The organism is Actinomyces sp. HPA0247, from assembly GCA_000411415.1.
In the GTDB taxonomy this organism is placed as follows: Bacteria; Actinomycetota; Actinomycetes; order Actinomycetales; family Actinomycetaceae; genus Pauljensenia.
The window spans coordinates 138,872-158,839 of the sequence record KE150451.1 but is presented as its reverse complement, the minus strand read 5'-3'; the positions used below and the strand labels follow the sequence as shown (position 1 = coordinate 158,839).

Below are 19,968 nucleotides of genomic sequence, written 5' to 3'. Positions count from 1 at the left end.
AATCCCTGCTCCGGCCTCCTCGTATCAGCCTACGGCGTCAGCGCACCTGCGAGGCGGGCACCAGCCAGACGGCGCCCAGCGGCGGTACGCGCAGAGACGCGGAGACCGGGCGGCCGTTCCACGGGGTGTCCTCGGCGATGATGGTGCCGACATTGACGACGCCAGAGCCACCGAACTCCTCGGCGTCCGTGTTGAGGATCTCGACCCACTCGCCGCCGAACGGCAGACCCACGCGGTAGCCCTCGTGCGGGTTTCCAGCGAAGTTCGAGATGCACACGACGACCTCGCGGTTACCCGCATCGTCCGATCCCTTACGCAGGTAGGAGATCAGGTTGTGGTCGCCGTCCGATGCGTCGATCCACTCGAAGCCCGTGTAGTCGTCGTCCCACATGGCGGGGGAGGAAGCGTAGATCGCGTTCAGGCGCTCCACGAGAGCCGCGACGCCTGCGTGACCCTCCTGGTCCAGCAGCCACCAGTCGAGGGAGTAGGACTCGTTCCACTCCTGCTCCTGGCCGATCTCCTGGCCCATGAAGATGAGCTGCTTGCCCGGGTGGCTCCACTGGTAGGCGAAGAGCGAACGCAGGCCCGCCAGGCGCTGCCACTTGTCGCCGGGCATCTTCGAAATCAGCGATCCCTTGCCGTGCACGACCTCGTCGTGCGACAGGGGTAGCACGTAGTTCTCGGAGAATGCGTAGACCAGGGAGAAGGTGAGCTCGCCGTGGTGCCAACGACGGTTGACCGGATCCTCGCTCAGGTAGCGCAGGGTGTCGTTCATCCAGCCCATGTTCCACTTCATGCCGTAGCCGAGGCCGCCGCCCGAGGTCGGGGCGGTCACGCCGGGCCATGCCGTGGACTCCTCAGCGATCATGACGATGCCGGGGTGACGACGGTACGCGGTCGCGTTGGCTTCCTGGATGAACTCGATGGCCTCCAGGTTCTCGCGGCCACCGTACTGGTTGGGGCGCCACTGGCCGTCCTTGCGCGAGTAGTCCAGGTACAGCATCGAGGCCACGGCGTCGACGCGCAGGCCGTCGATGTGGAAGTCTTCGAGCCAGTACAGGGCGTTGGCGACCAGGAAGTTACGCACCTCGCGGCGGCCGAAGTTGAAGACGTAGGTGCCCCAGTCGGGGTGCTCGCCGCGCAGCGGGTCCGGATCCTCGTACAGCGGGGTGCCGTCGAAACGGGCCAGCGCGAAGTCGTCCTTCGGGAAGTGGGCGGGAACCCAGTCGAGGATGACGCCGATGCCCGCGCGGTGGAAGGCGTCCACGAGGTAGCGGAAGTCATCCGGGGTGCCGTAGCGCGAGGTGGGGGCGTAGTAGGAGGTCACCTGGTAGCCCCACGAGCCACCGAAGGGGTGCTCGGCGAGCGGCATGAACTCCACGTGCGTGAAGCCCATCTGCTTGACGTAGGGGACCAGCTCATCGGCCAGCTCACGGTAGCCCAGGCCCTGGCGCCAGGAACCAGCGTGGACCTCGTAGATGGACATGGGGCCGGTGTGGACGTTGCGGTCCTTGCGGGTGGACATCCATTCCTGGTCCGTCCACTCGTGGAAGTAGTCGGTGACGACCGAGGCGGTGGCCGGGGGGATCTCGGTGGCGCGGGCCAATGGGTCGGCCTTCTGGAACCAGTTGCCGCCGGGGCCCTGGATCTCGAACTTGTAGCGCGCACCCACGCCGACCTCGGGGACGAAGATCTCCCACACGCCGGAAGAACCCAGCGAACGCATGGAGGTCTGCGTGCCGTCCCAGTAGTTGAATTCGCCGACGACGCGCACGGCGCGGGCGTTGGGGGCCCACACGGCAAAGGCGGTACCGGTGGTCTCGCCGAGCTCGTCGGTGTAGGTCTTCACGTGCGCGCCCAGGATGTTCCAGAGGTTCTCGTGGCGACCCTCAGAAATCAGGTAGGTGTCCATCTCGCCCAGGGTCGGCAGGTACCGGTAGGGATCATCGCGCACGATGGTGTCATCGCCGTAGGTGACGGACACGCGGTAGGCGGGGATCTCCTTATCGGGCAGGGCAGCGACCCAGATGCCGCCGCGCTCGTGGGAAGCGGCGTAGGCGCCGGTGGGCGTGATGATGTCGACCGCGTCGGCCAGGTGTGCGACGACGCGGATGGTGACACCGTCGTCGCCAAGGTGGGCGCCCAGCACGGAGTGGGGCGAGTAGTAGGAGCCTGAGGCAACGGCGTCGAGGATGTCGTCATTGACCGGGATCGGCGTAAGTTCGCAGCTCATGGATTTTCCTTACTCCAGATGGGTGAACCGCTCAGTTCACTGGTGTTGATAAGTCTAGCGTCTGACCGGCAAAAAAGGGGGCCTGGTCTCATATTGGTGGGTGTTATGGAGGGCTTGCGTGCGCCCGGCGCGCACACATGGTAACGCCGGGCGCACGAGCCTCGTTAGGCTTGCGCCCAGGGGGATGTGTGGGCGGGCTCGACCTTGAAGACGTGGCCGAGGCGCGTCACGGGGGACAGGGATACCCAGTTGGAGGATCCCCACACGTAGGAACGTCCGTCCAGCTCGTCGACGACCGTAATGTGACCACCGGGGGTCGCCAGGCCCATCGCCTCCAGATCGAGCTCGACCGTGGCATCCACGCCCTCGTGCGGATCCAGGGAGATCACGCAGATGACGGTGTCGGGCTTGCCGTCGGAGGTGAACTTGCCGGGAATGTGACGCGAGAACGCGATGAGGCGATCCGAGGACGTCGGGTGGATGCGGATCTGGTGGAGCTGGCGCAGCGCGGGGTGCTTGGCGCGCGCGGCGTTCAGCAGCGTGAAGAGGCGCGAGATGCCGATCGGTTCGGCGTCCTCCCAGCGGCGTGGGCGGAACTCGTACTTCTCGTTGTTGTTGGGCTCCTGGTAGGTGCCGCGCGGCTCGTTCTCCACGAATTCGTACCCGGAGTAGATGCCCCACGTGGGTGCGCCCAGAGCGGCGAGCATCGCGCGGATCGCGAAGATCGCAGTGCCGCCATCCCACATCTGCGGGGTGAGGATGTCGTGCGTTGTGGGCCAGAAGGCCGGGCGCATGAGGTGGGCGGTGTCTTCGGAGACCTCGCGCAGGTACTCCTCGATCTCCTGCTTGGTGGTCCTCCACGCGAAGTACGTGTAGGACTGATCGAAGCCGATTGCGCCGAGGGTGCGCATCATGGCGGGGCGCGTGAATGCTTCGGCCAGGAAGAGCGTGCCCGGGTACTGCGCCTTGATGTCGGCGAGCAGGCGCTCCCAGAAGGGGATGGGCTTCGTGTGCGGGTTGTCGACGCGGAAGATCGTCACGCCGTGGTTGATCCACAGTTCGATGACGTCGCGCACGGCCCGGTAGATGCCCTCAGGGTCGTTGTCGAAGTTCAGGGGATAGATGTCCTGGTACTTCTTCGGAGGGTTCTCCGCGTATGCGATCGTGCCGTCGGCGCGGGTCGTGAACCACTCGGGATGCTCCTTGACCCACGGGTGGTCGGGGGAACACTGGAGGGCTAGGTCGAGGGCGACCTCCAGGCCGAGGCCTCGGGCGCGCTCGACGAAGCGGTCGAAGTCAGCGAAGTCGCCGAGCTCGGGGTGGATAGCATCGTGGCCACCCTCGGGGGAGCCGATGCCGTAGGGGGAACCCGGGTCGCCGGGGGCGGCTTCCAGGGCGTTGTTCTTGCCCTTTCGGTGCGTCGTGCCGATCGGGTGGACCGGGGTCAGGTAGACGACGTCAAAACCCATGCCTGCGATACGCGGCAGGTCCTCCGCCGCCCCCGCGAGAGTGCCGGATACCCACGTGCCGTCGGGGTGTTGGAAGGCGCCCGCAGAGCGCGGGAAGATTTCGTACCATGCGCCTGCCAGGGCCTTTGTGCGGGCCACGTCGAGGGGGTAGGCGCGTGACGAGCCGATGAGGTCGCGCAGCGGATGGTCGCGGAAGATGAGACGCACGCGCGAGGAGATGCCCGCGGAGAGGCGCTGCTGGGCGGAATGACTGGTGTCGCGCAGGCGGCGCGCCGCGTCGGTCAGGACGTCAATGTCCGAGGCCGGGGGACGCTTCTGGGAGGGGTTACCGTAGGCCGTGCCTTCGGCCGCGCGCTCCATGAGGCGAGCGCCCTCCTCGAGCATGAGCTCGACGTCGACGCCGGCGCCGACCTTCACGGTCGCATCGTGGCGCCACGTCGCGTAGGGGTCCGACCAGGAGTCCACGCGGAAGGACCAGGCGCCGGGCGTGTTCGCGGCCACCCAGGCCTCGTACCTGTCGAGGCCGGGGGCGATGTCTACCATGCGCGTGCGGGAGTATTCACCTCCGTCCGGGCGCAGCAGAACGGCCTCGGCGGCGAATGCGTCGTGCCCTTCGCGGAACACGGTCGCACGAACGGGGAAAGGCTCGCCTTCGGTCGCCTTAGCGGGAAGCGTGCCGTCTTCGATGACGGGGAACACTTCGATGATCGGGATACGGGGCAACAGTTTCTCGCTCACGAGACCCACACTAGCCTATGGATGCGTCCGGGAGAAAACGATGCCCATGCCTCGGCGATACGGAGGGCGCTCTCATGGTCTGTCAAGATTTTAACTGTCGTCCGAAACGTTAGAATTCCGCTCCCATAGAAGGAGGGTAGCCCCTGAATGTCCAGGAACTACCCTCCGTGTGAGGATCGTCGTCAGTAGCCGCTGTTCTGCAGCCCTGCCATGATCGCACCACCAAAGAGGACGAACATCAGGATCGTCGCGACGATGCCGATGATCTGCCAGATGAACAGGGCGCGCGCAAAGTTACGCTTCGAGGGTGAGCCGCCCGAACCGAGCGCGAGCACCAGCAGGTAGATGAAGCCGACCAGCGGGATGTCGGCGACGAAGAGAGTGAGCATCCACGAGCCGACGGAATCGTCGGGATGCTCGGGGAACTGGTTGTATGCCATGGTGGCCTCCAAGGGGAGAATGTGTGGAATCAGTAGTTCATCTGCATGGCGGTGCGCACCTCGGACAGGGTCTGGTCGGCCTGTTCGTTGGCACGCTCGTTACCGGCGTGCAGGATGGACAGCAGGTAGTCCTCATTCGCGATGAGCTCGGCACGGCGCTCGCGCAGGGGAGCGAGCATCTCGTTCAGGGACTCGGTGACGAGGGCCTTCAAGGTGCCCGCGCCCGCGTCGCCGATCCGATCCGCGATTGCCTCGGGCGCCTCGCCCGTGGCCAAGGAAGCCAGCATGAGGAGGTTGGAGACCTCGGGACGGCCCTCCGGGTCGAAGGTGATGCGGCGCTCGGCGTCAGTCTTCGCCTTCTTGAGAATCTTCGCGGTCTCGTCGGCGCTCATGCGCAGCTCGATGGTGTTGCCGCGCGACTTCGACATCTTCTGACCGTCCGTGCCCAGCAACAGCGGCACCTCGGAGAGGAGTGCCTCGGGGCGGGGGAACACGGGACGCTCGGGCGTCGCGCGACCGTAGCGCTTGTCGAAGCGCTGGGCGATCAGACGCGCCTGCTCCAGGTGGGGGAGCTGATCCTGGCCCACGGGCACGATGTTGGCCTTGCAGAAGAGGATGTCGGCGGCCTGGTGGACGGGGTAGGTCAGCATGAGGCCGGTCATCGCGCGGCCCTCGGTCGCCTCCAGCTCGGCCTTCACGGTCGGGTTGCGGTGCAACTCCGACTCGGTGACCAGGGAGAGGAAGGGCAGCATCAGCTGGTTGAGAGCCGGAACCGCCGAGTGGTTGAAGATCGTGGAACGCTCCGGGTCGATGCCCGCGGCCAGGTAGTCGGCGACGAGGCCGAGGACGCGCTCACGGATCGGGCCCACGCCATCGCGGTCGGTAATCACCTGGTAGTCGGCGACCAGGACCCAGGTCTCGACCCCGCGGTTCTGCAGGAGCACGCGGTTACGCAGCGTACCGAAGTAGTGACCCAGGTGCAGGTGACCCGTCGGACGGTCACCCGTGAGGATGCGGAAACGCGAGGGGTCCTGGTCGATCGCCAGGTCGATCTCGGCGCTGCGGGCCTTCGAGCGGGCCAGCGAGGCATCGGAGGTTGCGGTTTCCAGGGCATCTTCACTGCGAGTCATGCGTCAATCCTAACGAGTGGGTGGGAATGAATGAAACTTGGGTGCTCAGTGTTCGGGGCGGAATGCGACGTCGGAGAGCAGGATGGTCACGGACAGCGGTTCAATCAACAGCATGGAGCGCGGAGCGACGTGCTCAGCCTCAAGGGAGAGCTCGTTCGGGTTACGTGTCTCGCCGACGCCGCCCTCGGAGGGTGTCGCCCACACGGTCGAGTAGGCGACCAGCCAGTCCAGATCGTGGCCCTCGGGCAGTGTGACCTCGGCGCCGTCCAGGTTCGCGTTGATGATGATGAGGGCATCGCGGTCGCCCCAGGTCACGCCCGAGCGCAGCATCTGGAATGTGCGGTGGCGGGCGTCCGTCCAGCCGTAGTCAGGCATCGGCGTGCCCTGCGCCGTGTACCACGACAGGTCAGGGATCGTGTCCCCGCCGTGCGGGGTGCCGGTCGCGAAGCGGTCGGGGCGCAGGACCGGATGGGCCTGACGGAGAGCGATGAGCCAGGACACCGTGTCGATCTGCTCGAGCTGTCCTTCAGCCAGATCCCAGTCGACCCACGAGATCGGATCATCCTGGCAGTAGGCGTTGTTATTGCCGTACTGGGTACGACCAAATTCGTCACCGCCCGTGAGCATCGGCGTGCCCGAGGAAACGAACATCGTCGTGAGGATGTTGCGCTGAGAGCGCGCACGCAGGTCCGCGATCGTCATGTCGGACAGGATCGCGTAGGGCGTCATCGCGTTGGGGTGAGTGGCGTTGACAGCCAGTGTGCCCTCGACGCCGTGGTTCCACGAGCGGTTATCGTCCGAACCGTCGCGGTTGTTCTCCAGGTTCGCGGTGTTGTGCTTGCGGTCGTAAGCCGTCAGGTCCGCCAGCGTGAAGCCGTCGTGTGCCGTCACGAAGTTGATCGAGGCGCGTGGGCCGCGCAGGCGACCCAGCCCGTGCTCAAACACGTCCTGGGAGCCAGACAGACGCGTTGCGAGGTCGTTGGGACCCGACACGATATGGCCCGAGGCCTGGGCACGCACGTCCGCCAGCCAGAAGTTACGCAGGGCGCCGCGGTAGTGGTCGTTCCACTCGGAGAAGGGGACCGGGAAGTTGCCCGTCTGCCAGCCGCCGGGGCCCACGTCCCAGGGCTCGGCGATGAGCTTGACGTGCGCGAGCAGATCGTCCGTGGCCATCGCGATGAGGAGCGGGTGCATCGGGCTGAAACCGGTCGCAAAACGGCCCAGCGTGGCCGCCAGGTCGAAGCGGAAACCGTCCACGCCCATCTCGCGGACCCAGTAGCGCAGCGAATCCAGCACCATCTGAATGGTCTTCGGATGATCCATGTTCACGGTGTTGCCGGTGCCCGTCACGTCGATTGCCTGGACGGGGCGAGAGGTCGTGTGGCGGTAGTACAGGTCGGAATCCAGGCCGCGCCACGACAGTGACGGGCCGGCGTCTCCACCCTCACACGTGTGGTTGTAGACGACGTCGAGGATGACCTCAATGCCAGCCTGATGCAGCAGAGAGACCATGCCGCGGAACTCGTCGACGACCGCCTGGGCGCCGCGCTCACGCGAGGCCTCGGTCGCGTAGGAGGGTTCGGGAGCGAAGAAGGAGAGGGTCGAGTAACCCCAGTAGTTCGTCAGGCCGCGTTCGGTGAGGAAAGGCTCGTCGCACTTGGCGTGCACGGGGAGCAGCTCGACCGCGGTGACGCCCAGGTCCTTCAGATACGACACGGAAGCCGGGTGAGCCAGTCCCGCGTAGGTGCCACGCAACTCCGGGGGCACGCCGGGCATGTTCTTCGTGAAGCCCTTGACGTGGATCTCGTAGATGACCGTCGTCTCCCACGGCGTATGTGGCTTGGGTTCGATCGGGAAGGAGGGCTCCACGACGACCGAACGCGGCATGTAGGGAGCGGAGTCAATGGGTGAGCGGCGCAGCGGGTACTCGGAGGGGTAGAGATCCTCGTCGACGCAGTGCGCGTAGACGCCAGGCTTCATATCGACGACGCCGTCGACCCCCCGGCCGTAGGGGTCGAGGAGGAGCTTGTGCGAGTTGTAGAACTTGCCACCGTCCGGATCCCATGGACCGTGAACGCGGAAGCCATAGCGGGTGCCTGCGCCAAAGCCCGGGATGTGACCGTGCCAGATGCCGGTATGGGGGCCGATCAGGGCGTAGCGTGTCTCAGCCCCGGCCTCGTCGAAAATGCACATATCCACGCCGGACGCGCCCCGCGCGACCACGGACACATCGAGCCCGTCGCCCGAACGGAAAACTCCCAGGCGGGAGGGGACGGGGTTCGGTTCGGTGACGCGCACGGTGGGGACGCAGGGCGAGCCGGAGCGCTCGGACATAAAAGAGTGCCTCTTTCTGACGAATTATTGACTGCGCCCAAGCCTGATAGATGCAGTCAGTCTCCATCATACGTGACCGTTAATTAAGCGGTCGGATTAGGAACTGGTAGGGACTATGAACAGCGGCACGCGCTGGTGAGGCAACCCTCATATATATGGGCGTGAGGCGCGGAATGTGGCACGCTAGAAGGCATGAGAATTGTCGTGTGTGTGAAGCATGTCCCCGACATGCAGTCCGAACGCCGTTTTGAGGGCGGCCGCCTGGTGCGCGGTGAGGACGATGTGCTCAACGAACTGGACGAGAACGCCATCGAGGCGGCCGTTCAGCTCAAGGAATCCGAAGAGGATGCGGGGCGTGAAGTCGAGGTTGTTGCGCTGACGATGGGTCCCGAGGACGCCGAGGACTCCCTCATGCGCGCCCTGCAGATGGGCGCGGACCGTGCCTACATCGTCTCCGACGAGTTCCTGGAGGGCTCCGACGTCATTACGACGGCCTCCGTCCTGGCGGTTGCGATCGCGAAGATCAGTGAAGAGTGCGGTCCGGTCGACCTGGTGGTCACCGGCATGGCCTCGCTGGATGCGATGACCTCCATGCTGCCCGGCGCGCTGGCCGCCAAAGCGCACATGCCGCTGCTGGGCCTTGCCCGTTCCTTGAGCGTCGAGGATGGCGCCGTGACGATCGAACGCGCCGTCGACGGCTACACCGAGACCGTGCGCGCCGCGCTGCCCGCGGTTGTCTCCGTGACCGACCAGATCAACGAGCCGCGCTACCCGGCCTTTGCCGCTATGAAGGCCGCCCGCAAGAAGCCCCTGGACCAGTGGGGCATCGACGACCTCGTTGAGGTTCCCGGCGGGGAGGGCCTCGTCATGCGCCGTGCGCTGACCGCCGTGACCCACGGCGAGGAGAACACCCGCGACGGTTCGGGCACGATCATTCAGGACGCCGGCGAGGGCGGGCGCGCTCTGGCCGACTACATCCTTTCGGTGGTGAAGTGACATGACGCAGCAGATGAGTTCCCCGATTCTTGTTCTGGCCGACCAGGTGGGCGATCACCTGACGCCCCTGGCCCGCCAGGCCGTGACGCTGGCTGCGTCCCTGACCAGCGCAGACGTCGTCGCCCTGTCCCTGGCCGCCACGCCCGACGTGGCAGCACTGTCCGAGCTGGGCGCGACCCAGCTGCTGCACGCCGACCTGGGTGACTCGGCGCGTTCCTCGGTCGTGGCCTCCGACGCGCTTGTTTCCGCGCTGGCCACCGCCAGCTTCGGCCTGGTGCTCCTGTGCTCGGACTACCGCGGCCGTGAGATCGCTGGTCGCGTCGGCGCGCTCACCGAGGCAGGCGTGGTCTCCGGCGCCTCGTCCGTTGGCTTCGACGGCGGCGTCCTCCAGATCGGCAAGACTGCCCTGGGCGGTTCTTGGTCGATGCGCATCGTCCTCGAGGGACAGACTCCGATCGTCGGCATCGCCTCCGGCATCATCGACGAGGCGCCGGTGGCCTCTCCCGTCGCCCTGACCGGGCAGGCCCTGTCCGTCGAGCTGAGCCCCGAGGCTTCCTCGATCCAGGTTGTTTCCAGCGTGCCCGACGAGGAGGAAGGCGTGTCCCTGACCGACGCCTCCACCGTGGTGTGCGGTGGCCGCGGCGTGGACGGTGACTTCGAGCTGGTTCGCACGCTTGCCGACGCGCTGGGTGGTGCCGTGGGCGCGACCCGCGTCGCCTGTGATGAGGGTTGGGCCCCGCGAGCCGAGCAGATCGGTCAGACGGGCCTGACGGTCACCCCGAACCTGTACATCGGCCTGGGCGTCTCCGGCGCGATCCACCACACGGTGGGTATGCAGTCTGCCGCCCACATCGTCGCCGTGTGTGATGACCCGGACGCCCCTATCTTCGAGATCGCAGACTTCGGTGTTGTCGGCGACGTCACTGAGGTTGTGCCCGCGGCCCTGGCCGCGATCGAGGAGGCGCGCTCCCAGGCGTGAGCGTCTATCTCGACCACGCGGCCACCACGCCGCTGCGCGAGAGCGCCCTCGAGGCGTGGACGCGCGCCCAGCGTGACCTGGCTGCCACCCCCGGCAATCCCGCCGCCCTCCACTTTGGAGGGCGGCGGGCCCGTCGCATGCTCGACGATGCGCGCGAACAGGTTGCGCTCGCCCTTGGCGCCGATATCCACGAGGTGATCTTCACGTCCGGCGCCACGGAGTCCGACGCGCTGGGCGTGATGGCTGCGGCCCGCGGCATGCGTGGGCGCGATGGCGGTCGCAGTCTCATCGTCGTTTCGGGCCTTGAGCACGACGCAGTCGCCCACCAGCGCGAGGTCGCGTCCCGTGAGTGCTTTGACTGGGAGGTTTTGCCCGTGGATGCGGGTGGCGTGTCGGTCCTGCCTGCCGTTTCCGGTGACGAAGCACCCGCCGCGTGGGACGGGCGTCTCGCGCTTGGTTCCATGACGCTCGTGTCCTCCGAAATCGGCACAATCCAGCCGGTCGCCAACTTCGCTGCGCTCGTGCACGCCAGCGGCGGCCTCGCGCATTCGGACGCTGCCCAGGCGATCCCGACCCTGGATGTGTCCTTCTTAGAGCTTGGCCTTGATCTCATGAGCGTGGGTGGTCACAAGGTCGGCGCACCCGCCGGCACCGGTGTCCTTCTCGCACGGCGCGGAATTCCCATGGTGACCGACCGCCCCGGCGGTGGCCACGAGCGCTCGATCCGCTCGGGCACGCCCGACGTCGCGGGTGCGTGCGCACTCGCCGCCGCCCTCACCGAGGTTGTCTCCGAGAGCGCCGCCTTCGCGACCCGCGCGGCGGACCTGCGCGCCCACTTGCTGTCCCGCCTGCCGGACGGCGTGAGCGCGACGGTGGGGGAGTCGGCCTCGTCGAGTGCGATCATCCACCTCTCCCTACCCACCGCCCGCCCGGAGGCCGTCCTCATGGCCTTCGACATGGCTGGCATCGCTGTGTCCGCCGGGTCCGCCTGCCACGCGGGGGTGACGCGCCCCTCCGACATCGTCATGGCGATGGGACGCAGCGAAGAGCAGGCGCTCGGCGTCCTGCGCGTCTCTCTCGGTCATGAGACGACGTGCGACGACATCGACGCCTTCCTGGCCGCCCTGCCGATGGCGATCCACGCGGGTGCCGCCCTGGACGGCATTACCCACGTGCGCAACGAACGAAACGAGGAACGCTAGATGCGAGTTCTGGCAGCACTGTCCGGTGGCGTGGACTCCGCCGTCGCCGCCGCGAAGGCCGTCGAGGCCGGGCATGACGTCGTCGGCGTCCACATGGCGCTGTCCTCCCAGCCCCAGGAGTGTCGTATCGGCTCGCGTGGATGCTGCTCGATCGAGGACGCGGGGGACGCTGCGCGCGCCGCGGAGATCATCGGCATCCCGTTCTACGTGTGGGATCTCGCGAGCGAATTCGAGCAGACCGTCATCGCCGACTTCGTCGCTCAATACAAGGCAGGGCGTACCCCGAACCCCTGCGTGCGCTGCAACGAGTTCGTGAAGTTTCGGGAGCTGGCCAACCGCGCCCGCGCACTCGGCTTCGACGCGGTGTGCACCGGCCACTACGCGGCCATCAAGGACGGGGTAGCGGGGCCTGAGCTGCACCGCGGAGCTGACAGCCTGAAGGATCAGTCCTACGTCCTGGCCGTCATGGGTCCAGAGGAACTGACCCGGGTGGTCCTCCCGCTGGGTGATGCTCCCAACAAGGCGTGGGTGCGCTCCGAGGCCGAGCGCCTGGGCCTGGGCGTGTCCAACAAACCCGACTCCTACGACATCTGCTTCATCCCCGACGGCGACACGCAGGGATTCCTGCGCTCCCATTTGGGCGCCGCCGAGGGGGAGATCGTCACCCCCGACGGTGAGGTACTCGGTCATCACGAGGGGTATTGGAACTACACCGTCGGCCAGCGCAAGGGCCTCGGCATCGGCGCGCCCGCGCCCGACGGCCGCCCGCGCTACGTCCTCGAGACCAGGCCGGAGAGCAACCAGGTCGTCGTGGGCGCATCCGAGCTCCTGTCTATTTCCCGGATTACGGCCACGGATGCCGTCTGGCTTGCGTCGGATGATGACGGCTCCGACGCGACCGACCTTTTCGTGCAGCTGCGCGCGCACGGAACGCCCATTCCTGTCGCTTCGCTCACTCGCGACGGTGACGCCGGAACCATCAGTGTTGTCCTTGCGGACAGCGCGCGCGGCGTCGCCCGCGGCCAGTCGATGGTCGTCTATCGGGGCAGTCGAGTCCTGGGCGAAGGGACCATTGACGCAACCGGGCGCTAAGGCCTCGCGCGACGTCGGCGCGGACGTGGGCGAAGGCATGCGGACGGCCTCGCCCGCATCCGTTACACTGGGGTGCGCGCGCGAGTGGCGGAATTGGCAGACGCGCTGGATTTAGGTTCCAGTGTCTTTGACGTGTGGGTTCGAGTCCCATCTCGCGCACGATGGCTCATGCCCGGTCGCATTGGGGGAGTGGCCCTCGATAGACTGAGGTCATGAGCGTTTTGGACATTGGCCAGCAGGCCCCCGACTTTACCGCTGAGACCACCCAGGGAACCCTGTCCCTGGCGGATCTCCTCGCAGCCTCCTCCCGTGGCGTCGTCGTCTACTTCTACCCGAAGGCCTCCACGCCCGGCTGCACGAAGGAAGCCTGTGACTTCCGCGATTCCCTAGCTTCCTTGCAGGGAGCCGGTTACTCGGTCATCGGCGTGTCCGCCGACTCGATGGCCGCCCTTGAGCGTTTCACTGAGAAGCAGGCCCTCACCTTCCCGCTGGCCTCGGACCCGGACCATCAGATTCTCGAGGCCTGGGGTGCCTGGGGCGAGAAGAAGAACTACGGCCGCACCTACGTGGGCATTATCCGCTCGACCGTGGTTGTCAACCCTGATGGGACGGTCGCCCTGGCCCAGTACAACGTGAAGGCCACGGGCCATGTGGCCCGCCTGCGTAAGGCTCTTGGTATCGACTGATCGGTTACTTTCTGAGTAACTAGTACATATGATTGTCAAGAAACTGACAGCTAGTTGCTCGTGGAGGACTTATGGCGGCTACGACGCCTGACGCGTATCGAATCGGTGCGGGACAGGTGGCGCAGGACTATCCGGCCGACGCTGCACCTGTGCGTGCGCGCAAGCAGCCGAGCCTGCCCACGATGGCCCGCGTGCCCGAGTCTGTCTCCTCTGATGAGCAGGTCATCACCGCCGAGGTTGCGGTGGTTCGTCGGAAGAATGCCGTGACGCCCGCTGCTCCGAAGGGCTCTCGCCCGTCGAAGGACGCGGCAACGGTAGCTCGGCAGAGTGCTGCTGCCCGTGAAGGCGTCCCCGGGCAGGGAAGTCACGTCGCGCAGTCGCCCGCTTTTGCGCGTGAATATGCTCAGAAGGATGAAGTCGGCGTGACCTTTGAGTCCGACCAGCATCCCGGTGTCGCCGTTCATCGCGATTGGCATCGAACGGCCATGCGGGTCGTTGGCCACTCCGACGAGGCACGCGGCGGAGCGCAGGGGTTTGCTTCCGGGGCTGAGGGGGTGCCCGTGCGCGAAGGGATACGGTCCTCCTCTGTGGGAGGCGCGTCGCGGCGCGAGGCCGAAGCTCGTCGCTCCGGTCACATCGAATCGCGGCTGGATCGGCGCGAACGCCCAGCGCGTCGTAGCGGCCGACACCACGGCCTGGTCATGTTCCTCCTTGGCTTCCTCTCGGCTCTCCTCCTCGTCGCTGCTGTTGTCGCAGGCCTCTACATGACGCGCTCATCCGTTTCTAGCAGCCTGTCGGGAGCCGTCGATTCTTGCCATGCAGGAGGCGTTTATGCTCGGCTTGTCAGCGATCAGACCTCGCTCACCCTTGAAGGGTTCAATGACAGTGGCAATGGTTTGACGACGCCGATTTTCCAGTGCGTTCTGCGCAAGCTTGACACCCCTTCGTCGGTGCGCGAACGCATGTATGCGACCCGCGCCATTGACGGCACCCAGTCGGAGGAGTGGGGGTCCTACAAGGCCACGTGGACGTACGAACCGGACCAGGGGCTGACCGTCATCATTAGCGCCCGCTGACTTTTCCGGCCGGTTGTGACGCCCGCTTCTTGGGATGTGCTCCTGGGCGTTGGCTTGTATCTCTCGTAAAATGGGGAGGTATTTCAATGCCTGAAGGAGAATCTCGTGTCCGATTCGCAGCCCGCCGCACCTGCGGTACCCGCCACCCCCGTCGGGGAAGATGTCGCACTGGCGATCCGAGGCCTCGTCAAGATTTATGGCAACCTCATCGCCGTCGCCGACCTATCCCTCGACATCCCCACCGGATCCTTCTACGGGATCGTCGGTCCTAACGGCGCCGGAAAGACCACGACGCTGACCATGGCCACAGGCCTGCTCACCCCCGACCGTGGCACAGCCTACGTGCACGGCGTCGACGTGTGGGCACGAACCCAGGAGGCACGTGCCCTCCTCGGCGTTATGCCCGACGGGATGCGCCTCCTCGACCGCCTCTCCGGCCCCGACTTCCTCGTCCACGTGGGCATGCTTCACGGCCTGGACGCCTCCGTCGCCCGCGAGCGCGCCCACGAGCTCCTGGCGGCCCTCGACCTGGCCGAGGCCGGTAAGAAGCTCATCGGCGACTACTCGGCGGGCATGACGAAGAAGATCGCTCTGGCTGCCGCGCTCATTCACTCACCGCGCGTCCTGGTTCTTGATGAGCCTTTCGAGGCCGTGGACCCCGTCTCTGCGGCCAACATCCGCCAGATCCTCACCGACTACACCAAGCGTGGGGGCACGGTCATCCTGTCCTCGCACGTGATGGCGACCGTCCAGCAACTGTGCACGCACGTGGCCATTATCGACAAGGGGCGTGTGCTCGTCGCCGGAACCACCGATGAGGTCGCCCAGGGCGGCGACTTGGGGGAGCGCTTCACCGCTCTGGTCGGCGGCGTCCACTCCGAGGAAGGTCTGTCGTGGTTGGGCAACTGATTCGCCTCAAGCTTCGCATCATCTGGAACACTGTCCGCAAGCAGACGGTCGTCCTCGTTCTTGCCGTCCTCGGTGTTCTTTACTTTGGCGCAATCTATGCTTCCGCGCTCGTGGGCACAGCGTTCCTCGCGCGTTCAGATGAAGCCTCCCTGGCTGCGCGCGTGATGCCGATCGCTGGCCCCTTCACTTTCTTGCTCTGGCTGATCCTCCCGATCATCTTTGCGTCGATGGATAACTCGGTGGACCCCGTGCGCCTCTCGCCCTACGTGGGACCCAGCAAGCGCCTCGGGGCGGGGCTGGCCGCAGCGACGGCCGTAGGCCCCGGCGGTCTGCTATCTGCCATGGTGCTCTTCCTGCCCGTCTGGTTCGCGCTGTGGCGTGCCCAGTGGCTTGAAGCCCTCGGCTGGTTTCTCGCCGGAGTCGTGACGCTTCCCCTCGCGGTTGTGTGGGCGCGCGCGGTCGGAACCTGGTTCGCGGTGCGCCTCGACACCTCGGGAAAGAAAGACGCTGTGACCGTTCTGGGTGCCGTCGTCTTCATGATGGTGCTGACCCCCATGGGCTACTGGATGTCTGTGCTGAGTCAGAACTTCTCCGTCGAGGTCTTCCAGGCGGGATTGAACGTCGCGCTCTGGACGCCCTTCGGCGCTCCCTTCGGGGTCGTTGCCTCGTTGCTTCAAGGCGCATGGGTGGCGGCGGCTCTCCGCGTGCTCATAGTGGTCGCGACCGCGCTCGTCGGCTGGCGTGCCTGGCTGGCGGTCCTACGCCCCGTCATGAGCGGATACGCCGGCGAGATTAGTGCTGACGCTCAGCGCGCCATCGACGAGGGGCGCCACCTCATCGACGAGTCCCTCGAAGAGGAAGAGCGCGGTCGTCGTTCCGCCCAGTCGCGAGCCGCCGGCCTGCGCAGCGTCGATCTGTTCACGCGCCTCGGCCTCGGAGTTCGCAGCGCCTCCCTGGCCGCGCGCACGCTGCGGTACTGGATCATCGATCCTCGGCTCAACATGAACATGCTGCTCGCTGTCCTGTTCCCCGTCGTCGCAATCTTTATGGGGCGCATGGCGGCCGAGGGGCAGTCATTCGAGTTCACGTCGGGCATCTTCCTCTACCTGGTGCCCATCACGACGGGCCTGACCACCGGCGCGCTCATGCAATACGACTCGACGGGCGCCTGGATCGTGGTGTCGTCGGGCATGAGTGGACGAGAAGAGCGTCGTGGGCGCCTCGTGGGGTCGCTCATCGTGTTCGTGCCCCAGGTCATCGGCTACCTCATTCATGATGCTGTGGCAGGTGCGAGTGTCTCCGATTTCGTGTTCCACCAGGTGATGGGTGTTGTGCTCTTCGCGGGGGCAGCCGGCACGACCCTCGTCGTGAATGCGCGCTGGGTCTACCCGGTGCAGCCTCCGGGCACGTCACCGCTGGCGACGAAGGGGACAGGCTCCTTCCTCATGACGATGCTGCTACAGCTCGTTGGCTTTGCAGGTACCGCGGTCCTGCAGATCCCGTCCTACGTGCTGCTCGCGCTAGCGTCCTTCGGTTTCGTCCCGGACTGGGTTGCCTACGTCGTTGGCATCGCCTGGTCGATCATCGTCCTTGAGGCTGCCGTGCGGATTGGTGGGCGCGTGTGGGACCGGTACGCGGTCGCCGCTCTGACGTCGATCCGCAGCTGGCCGGGACACTGACTTCCTTCTTCGTGGTCACGAGGCCGGGGTTGCCCAGTGGGGTGCCCCGGCCTCGTCCCTTTGCGCCCGAGAATGTTGCTGCTTGATCCCGGTGTGAACGCCTCTGATGATGAGCGGTGTCATGCGACCCTGACCAGGCGTTCGTTACATTGCGGTGTGCAGGATTGACGAAAAACTGGGCCTAGCGTGTAGACAAGAATGCAGATACTCGGTAATGTGATGCTCATAACCTGACCATCGATGGAGAGGAATCTTCCATGCGTATCCCGTCAATGTCGCGTTCTCTTGTCGTAGCGGCTGCACTGAGTGCCGCTGCTCTTCCTGCCCTCATGCCTGCGCCCACGTATGCTGCTGACGTCGCGGGACCGGCGACCTGCTACCTCGCCGACGAAAACGGCACCATCATCGAACCTCGCCAGGAATACACTCCGCGCGAAGGATCCGGTGGGCTCCCGATGCTTCCCAGTCCCGTCGTCGCCGGGCAGTACACGCTGGAAGTGAGCGCTCCGGCAATGAACTTCGATCCGGATCAGCCTGACATGCACTTTGCGTGCCAGGTCTTCTACGCGCCCCTCGGCAGCGTGCGTCTCGTTGATGCCGATGGCACCGTGCGGGCGACGCAGCGTTATGGCAACGATCAGAATGACCCGTCGCGCGCCGCGCTCACGGCGCTCCCGGCGTTGCCCGATGGGTACGAAATCGTCCCGGGCCAGACGATCCGAGGCTTCGACGCTACCGCTCGCACGGTTGATCCCAATGATCCCGCGAACGCGCGTGCTGTTGGGGCCGACACGGACATCCGGATCCGCAAGATCACCGCGCAGCCCACGCCGGCACCTACTCCGTCCACGCCGTCTACCCCGTCCACACCTTCCACACCGTCTACTCCTTCCACACCGTCTACTCCTTCCACACCGTCAACTCCGTCCACGCCCGCAACCCCGACTCCTCAGCTCTCTGTCACGCCTCATCCTCAGACTCCCACGGTCGTGACCCCCGCGGTTCCCACGAGTCCCGCTCCGAGCAAGCCTGCTCGCTCTGCAGGACTTGCACGCACGGGTAGCGATATGGCGGTTCTCGGCGGTGCGGCTGGCGTCCTCGCGCTCCTGGGGGCGGGTGCTATCGCCGTGAGAAGGGCGCGTGCCTGACATGTTGGAGCGGTGATGCCAATCGCCGCGACAACAACCGGTGTGGTACTTCGATAGAGATGAGCCACACGTTGTGCTTGAAGGACGAGGCCGGGGCTACCTGCGGGGTGCCCCGGCCTCGTTGACAGTGGTCGAGATCGTGTGCTGACCGCTGTGTCGCGCGATCGTCTGGCGTTGCATGAGGAGCGCCGTGTCGGCGCTTGGCTGGAGCGTCGTTGTTCTCATGCTGCTCTTTGCCCGCGTGGCGAACGAAGGGAGGAAGATGTGCCCAAAGTGCAGACCACCTCGGCAAGACAGGGCGGAAATTAGCTGCTGCGGGTGAGGTGGTCTGCGTTTTGGGACAATTCCGGGGGTCGACTGCTCGCGTGCGAGTCGGTGATCACGCGGTCGGAGTGTTTGCAGCCTGAGGCGAGCTGTCCACTCGCACGCAAGCCCCTGAATGTGCGCGCGGTCAAGTCCTGTGGAGTGGTGTAATCGTTTTGTGTCCTTCGGGGTGGGTTATGCGCTGAGTTGGAGTGTGGGTTCCTCCTGTTGGGTGGGTTGGGGTGTGAGTCGTGATTTGGTGAGGATGTCGAGGCTGAGGTAGCGTCGGCCTTCTGCCCATTCGTCGTTTTGTTCGGCGAGGACGGCTCCGACCAGGCGGATGATGGCCTGGCGGTTGGGGAAGATCCCCACGGAGTCGGTGCGTCGGCGGATTTCGCGGTTGAGGCGCTCATTGGGGTTGTTGGACCAGATCTGGGTCCATACCCCGGTGGGGAAGGATGCGAACGCGAGGACGTCTGCCCTGGCTTGATCGAGGTGGTCACACACGGCGGGGAGCTTGTCGTTCACGTAGTCCAAGAGCCGGTCGTATTGAGCGTTGACTGAGGCGGCGTCGGGCTGGTCGTACACCGAGTGCAGCATTGCTTTGACGGCGGGCCATAGCGCTTTGGGGGTGACGGACATGAGATTCGCGGCGTAGTGGGTGCGGCATCGTTGCCAGGCGGCTCCGGGCAGGTTGGCGGCGATGGCCTCAACTAGGCCCAGATGGGCGTCGCTGGTGACCAGGCGCACGCCGGTCAGGCCTCGGGCGACTAGGTCAGCGAAGAACTCATTCCAGGCTGGACCGGTCTCGCTGGTGGATACGCGCACCCCCAGTACTTCGCGGTGTCCGTCATTGTTGACTCCGGTGGCAACTAGGACCGCGCACGAGACGACGCGCCCTCCTTCGCGCACTTTCATGGTCAGTGCGTCAGCGGCGACGAACGTGAAAGGCCCAGCGTCGTGGAGGGGGCGATGGCGGAACTCGTCCACGTGTTCGTCCAGGTCGGCTGCCATGCGTGAGACCTGGGACTTGGACAGTCCTGTGATCCCCAGGGTTTTGACGAGCTTGTCCATGCGGCGCGTGGATACTCCCGCTAAGTAACAGTCAGCGACCACTGTGATCAAGGCGCTTTCGGAGCGTTTGCGGCGCTGCAACAACCACTCTGGAAAGTAGGTTCCTGAGCGCAGCTTGGGGATCGCCACGTCAATGGTGCCGACCCTGGTGTCCAGGGGCCGGTAGCGATACCCATTGCGCCTGGTCTGACGCTGCGGGTCTTGTTGGCCCCACTGGGCCCCGCACACGGTGTCAGCGTCCGCTGATAACAACGCGTTAATCACGTGCTGGAGCAGGGAACGCATCAAATCCGGGGACGCCTGGGATAACGCCTCGCCAAGCAGGCCAGCAGGGTCGATAATATGAGGAGCGGTCATCGTTGTGCCTCCAAATCATTTCGAGTCAGAAGTAGAGAGCTTTCTCGAAGGATCACACGGTGACCGCACCCATATCAAACGGGCCGACCACCACACGGTTACACCACTATGCGGGACACTACT

At 65.6% G+C, this 19,968-nt stretch carries 16 protein-coding genes and 1 tRNA gene; 10 read left to right on the top strand and 7 right to left on the bottom strand.

Translation table 11 applies throughout. From position 1 onward, the window contains the following. Positions 1 to 37 precede the first annotated feature (37 nt). From glgB to glgX, 5 genes are all read right to left on the bottom strand, one after another. Complete coding sequence (glgB, locus tag HMPREF1478_RS05820; protein WP_016461150.1) at positions 38 to 2,233, bottom strand: 1,4-alpha-glucan branching protein GlgB; 2,196 nt, start codon at positions 2,231 to 2,233, stop codon at positions 38 to 40. A 164-nt stretch (positions 2,234 to 2,397) separates the two neighbouring features. Beyond that, on the bottom strand, positions 2,398 to 4,440 hold the full coding sequence (locus HMPREF1478_RS05815) for a maltotransferase domain-containing protein (protein WP_034475431.1): 2,043 nt from the start codon (positions 4,438 to 4,440) through the stop codon (positions 2,398 to 2,400). 182 nt (positions 4,441 to 4,622) lie between these two features. Then, positions 4,623 to 4,880, bottom strand: a complete 258-nt coding sequence (locus HMPREF1478_RS05810) for a hypothetical protein (RefSeq protein ID WP_016461148.1) — start codon at positions 4,878 to 4,880, stop codon at positions 4,623 to 4,625. A 29-nt stretch (positions 4,881 to 4,909) separates the two neighbouring features. Next, on the bottom strand, positions 4,910 to 6,010 hold the full coding sequence (gene trpS, locus HMPREF1478_RS05805; protein ID WP_016461147.1) for a tryptophan--tRNA ligase: 1,101 nt from the start codon (positions 6,008 to 6,010) through the stop codon (positions 4,910 to 4,912). A 45-nt stretch (positions 6,011 to 6,055) separates the two neighbouring features. Then, positions 6,056 to 8,344 carry a glycogen debranching protein GlgX gene (glgX, locus tag HMPREF1478_RS05800; protein ID WP_016461146.1) on the bottom strand — a complete coding sequence of 763 codons (2,289 nt, stop codon included), beginning with the start codon at positions 8,342 to 8,344 and terminating at the stop codon, positions 6,056 to 6,058. 192 nt (positions 8,345 to 8,536) lie between these two features. On the opposite strand from glgX, the gene HMPREF1478_RS05795 reads away from it, so the two are divergent. The 10 genes from HMPREF1478_RS05795 (at position 8,537) to HMPREF1478_RS05750 (ending at position 18,111) form a co-directional block, all read left to right on the top strand. After that, positions 8,537 to 9,340: an electron transfer flavoprotein subunit beta/FixA family protein gene (locus HMPREF1478_RS05795; RefSeq protein WP_034475263.1), complete on the top strand. Its 804-nt coding sequence runs from the start codon at positions 8,537 to 8,539 to the stop codon at positions 9,338 to 9,340. Between the two features lies 1 nt (position 9,341). Next, positions 9,342 to 10,319: an electron transfer flavoprotein subunit alpha/FixB family protein gene (locus HMPREF1478_RS05790; RefSeq protein WP_016461144.1), complete on the top strand. Its 978-nt coding sequence runs from the start codon at positions 9,342 to 9,344 to the stop codon at positions 10,317 to 10,319. Then, positions 10,316 to 11,521: a cysteine desulfurase family protein gene (locus HMPREF1478_RS05785; RefSeq protein ID WP_016461143.1), complete on the top strand. Its 1,206-nt coding sequence runs from the start codon at positions 10,316 to 10,318 to the stop codon at positions 11,519 to 11,521. The genes HMPREF1478_RS05790 and HMPREF1478_RS05785 overlap by 4 nt, the downstream gene beginning before the upstream one ends. Next, positions 11,522 to 12,613 (top strand): tRNA 2-thiouridine(34) synthase MnmA, encoded by a 1,092-nt coding sequence (gene mnmA / locus HMPREF1478_RS05780; RefSeq protein WP_016461142.1) that lies wholly within the window; start codon positions 11,522 to 11,524, stop codon positions 12,611 to 12,613. A gap of 78 nt (positions 12,614 to 12,691) precedes the next feature. Then, positions 12,692 to 12,772, top strand: a tRNA-Leu gene (locus HMPREF1478_RS05775). A gap of 53 nt (positions 12,773 to 12,825) precedes the next feature. Further along, positions 12,826 to 13,299, top strand: a complete 474-nt coding sequence (locus HMPREF1478_RS05770) for a peroxiredoxin (protein WP_016461141.1) — start codon at positions 12,826 to 12,828, stop codon at positions 13,297 to 13,299. Positions 13,300 to 13,370: 71 nt separating this feature from the next. Then, a complete protein-coding gene (locus tag HMPREF1478_RS05765) occupies positions 13,371 to 14,375 on the top strand; it encodes a hypothetical protein (protein ID WP_016461140.1) in 1,005 nt (334 codons plus the stop codon). Between the two features lie 105 nt (positions 14,376 to 14,480). Further along, positions 14,481 to 15,284, top strand: a complete 804-nt coding sequence (locus HMPREF1478_RS05760; protein ID WP_016461139.1) for an ABC transporter ATP-binding protein — start codon at positions 14,481 to 14,483, stop codon at positions 15,282 to 15,284. Then, the gene (locus HMPREF1478_RS05755; RefSeq protein ID WP_016461138.1) at positions 15,269 to 16,963 is read left to right on the top strand and encodes a hypothetical protein; all 1,695 of its coding nucleotides are present in this window, start codon (positions 15,269 to 15,271) and stop codon (positions 16,961 to 16,963) included. Before HMPREF1478_RS05760 ends, HMPREF1478_RS05755 begins: the two co-directional genes overlap by 16 nt. Positions 16,964 to 17,220: 257 nt before the next feature. After that, on the top strand, positions 17,221 to 18,111 hold the full coding sequence (locus tag HMPREF1478_RS05750; protein WP_016461137.1) for a hypothetical protein: 891 nt from the start codon (positions 17,221 to 17,223) through the stop codon (positions 18,109 to 18,111). A 96-nt stretch (positions 18,112 to 18,207) separates the two neighbouring features. Here HMPREF1478_RS05750 and HMPREF1478_RS10940 read toward each other — a convergent pair whose 3' ends face one another. Both HMPREF1478_RS10940 and HMPREF1478_RS05745 read right to left on the bottom strand, forming a co-directional pair. After that, entirely contained in the window at positions 18,208 to 18,336 is a 129-nt protein-coding gene (locus HMPREF1478_RS10940) for a hypothetical protein (RefSeq protein WP_286127270.1), read from the bottom strand. Between the two features lie 273 nt (positions 18,337 to 18,609). Continuing rightward, on the bottom strand, positions 18,610 to 19,845 hold the full coding sequence (locus tag HMPREF1478_RS05745) for an IS256 family transposase (RefSeq protein WP_016460499.1): 1,236 nt from the start codon (positions 19,843 to 19,845) through the stop codon (positions 18,610 to 18,612). Positions 19,846 to 19,968: the final 123 nt, after the last annotated feature.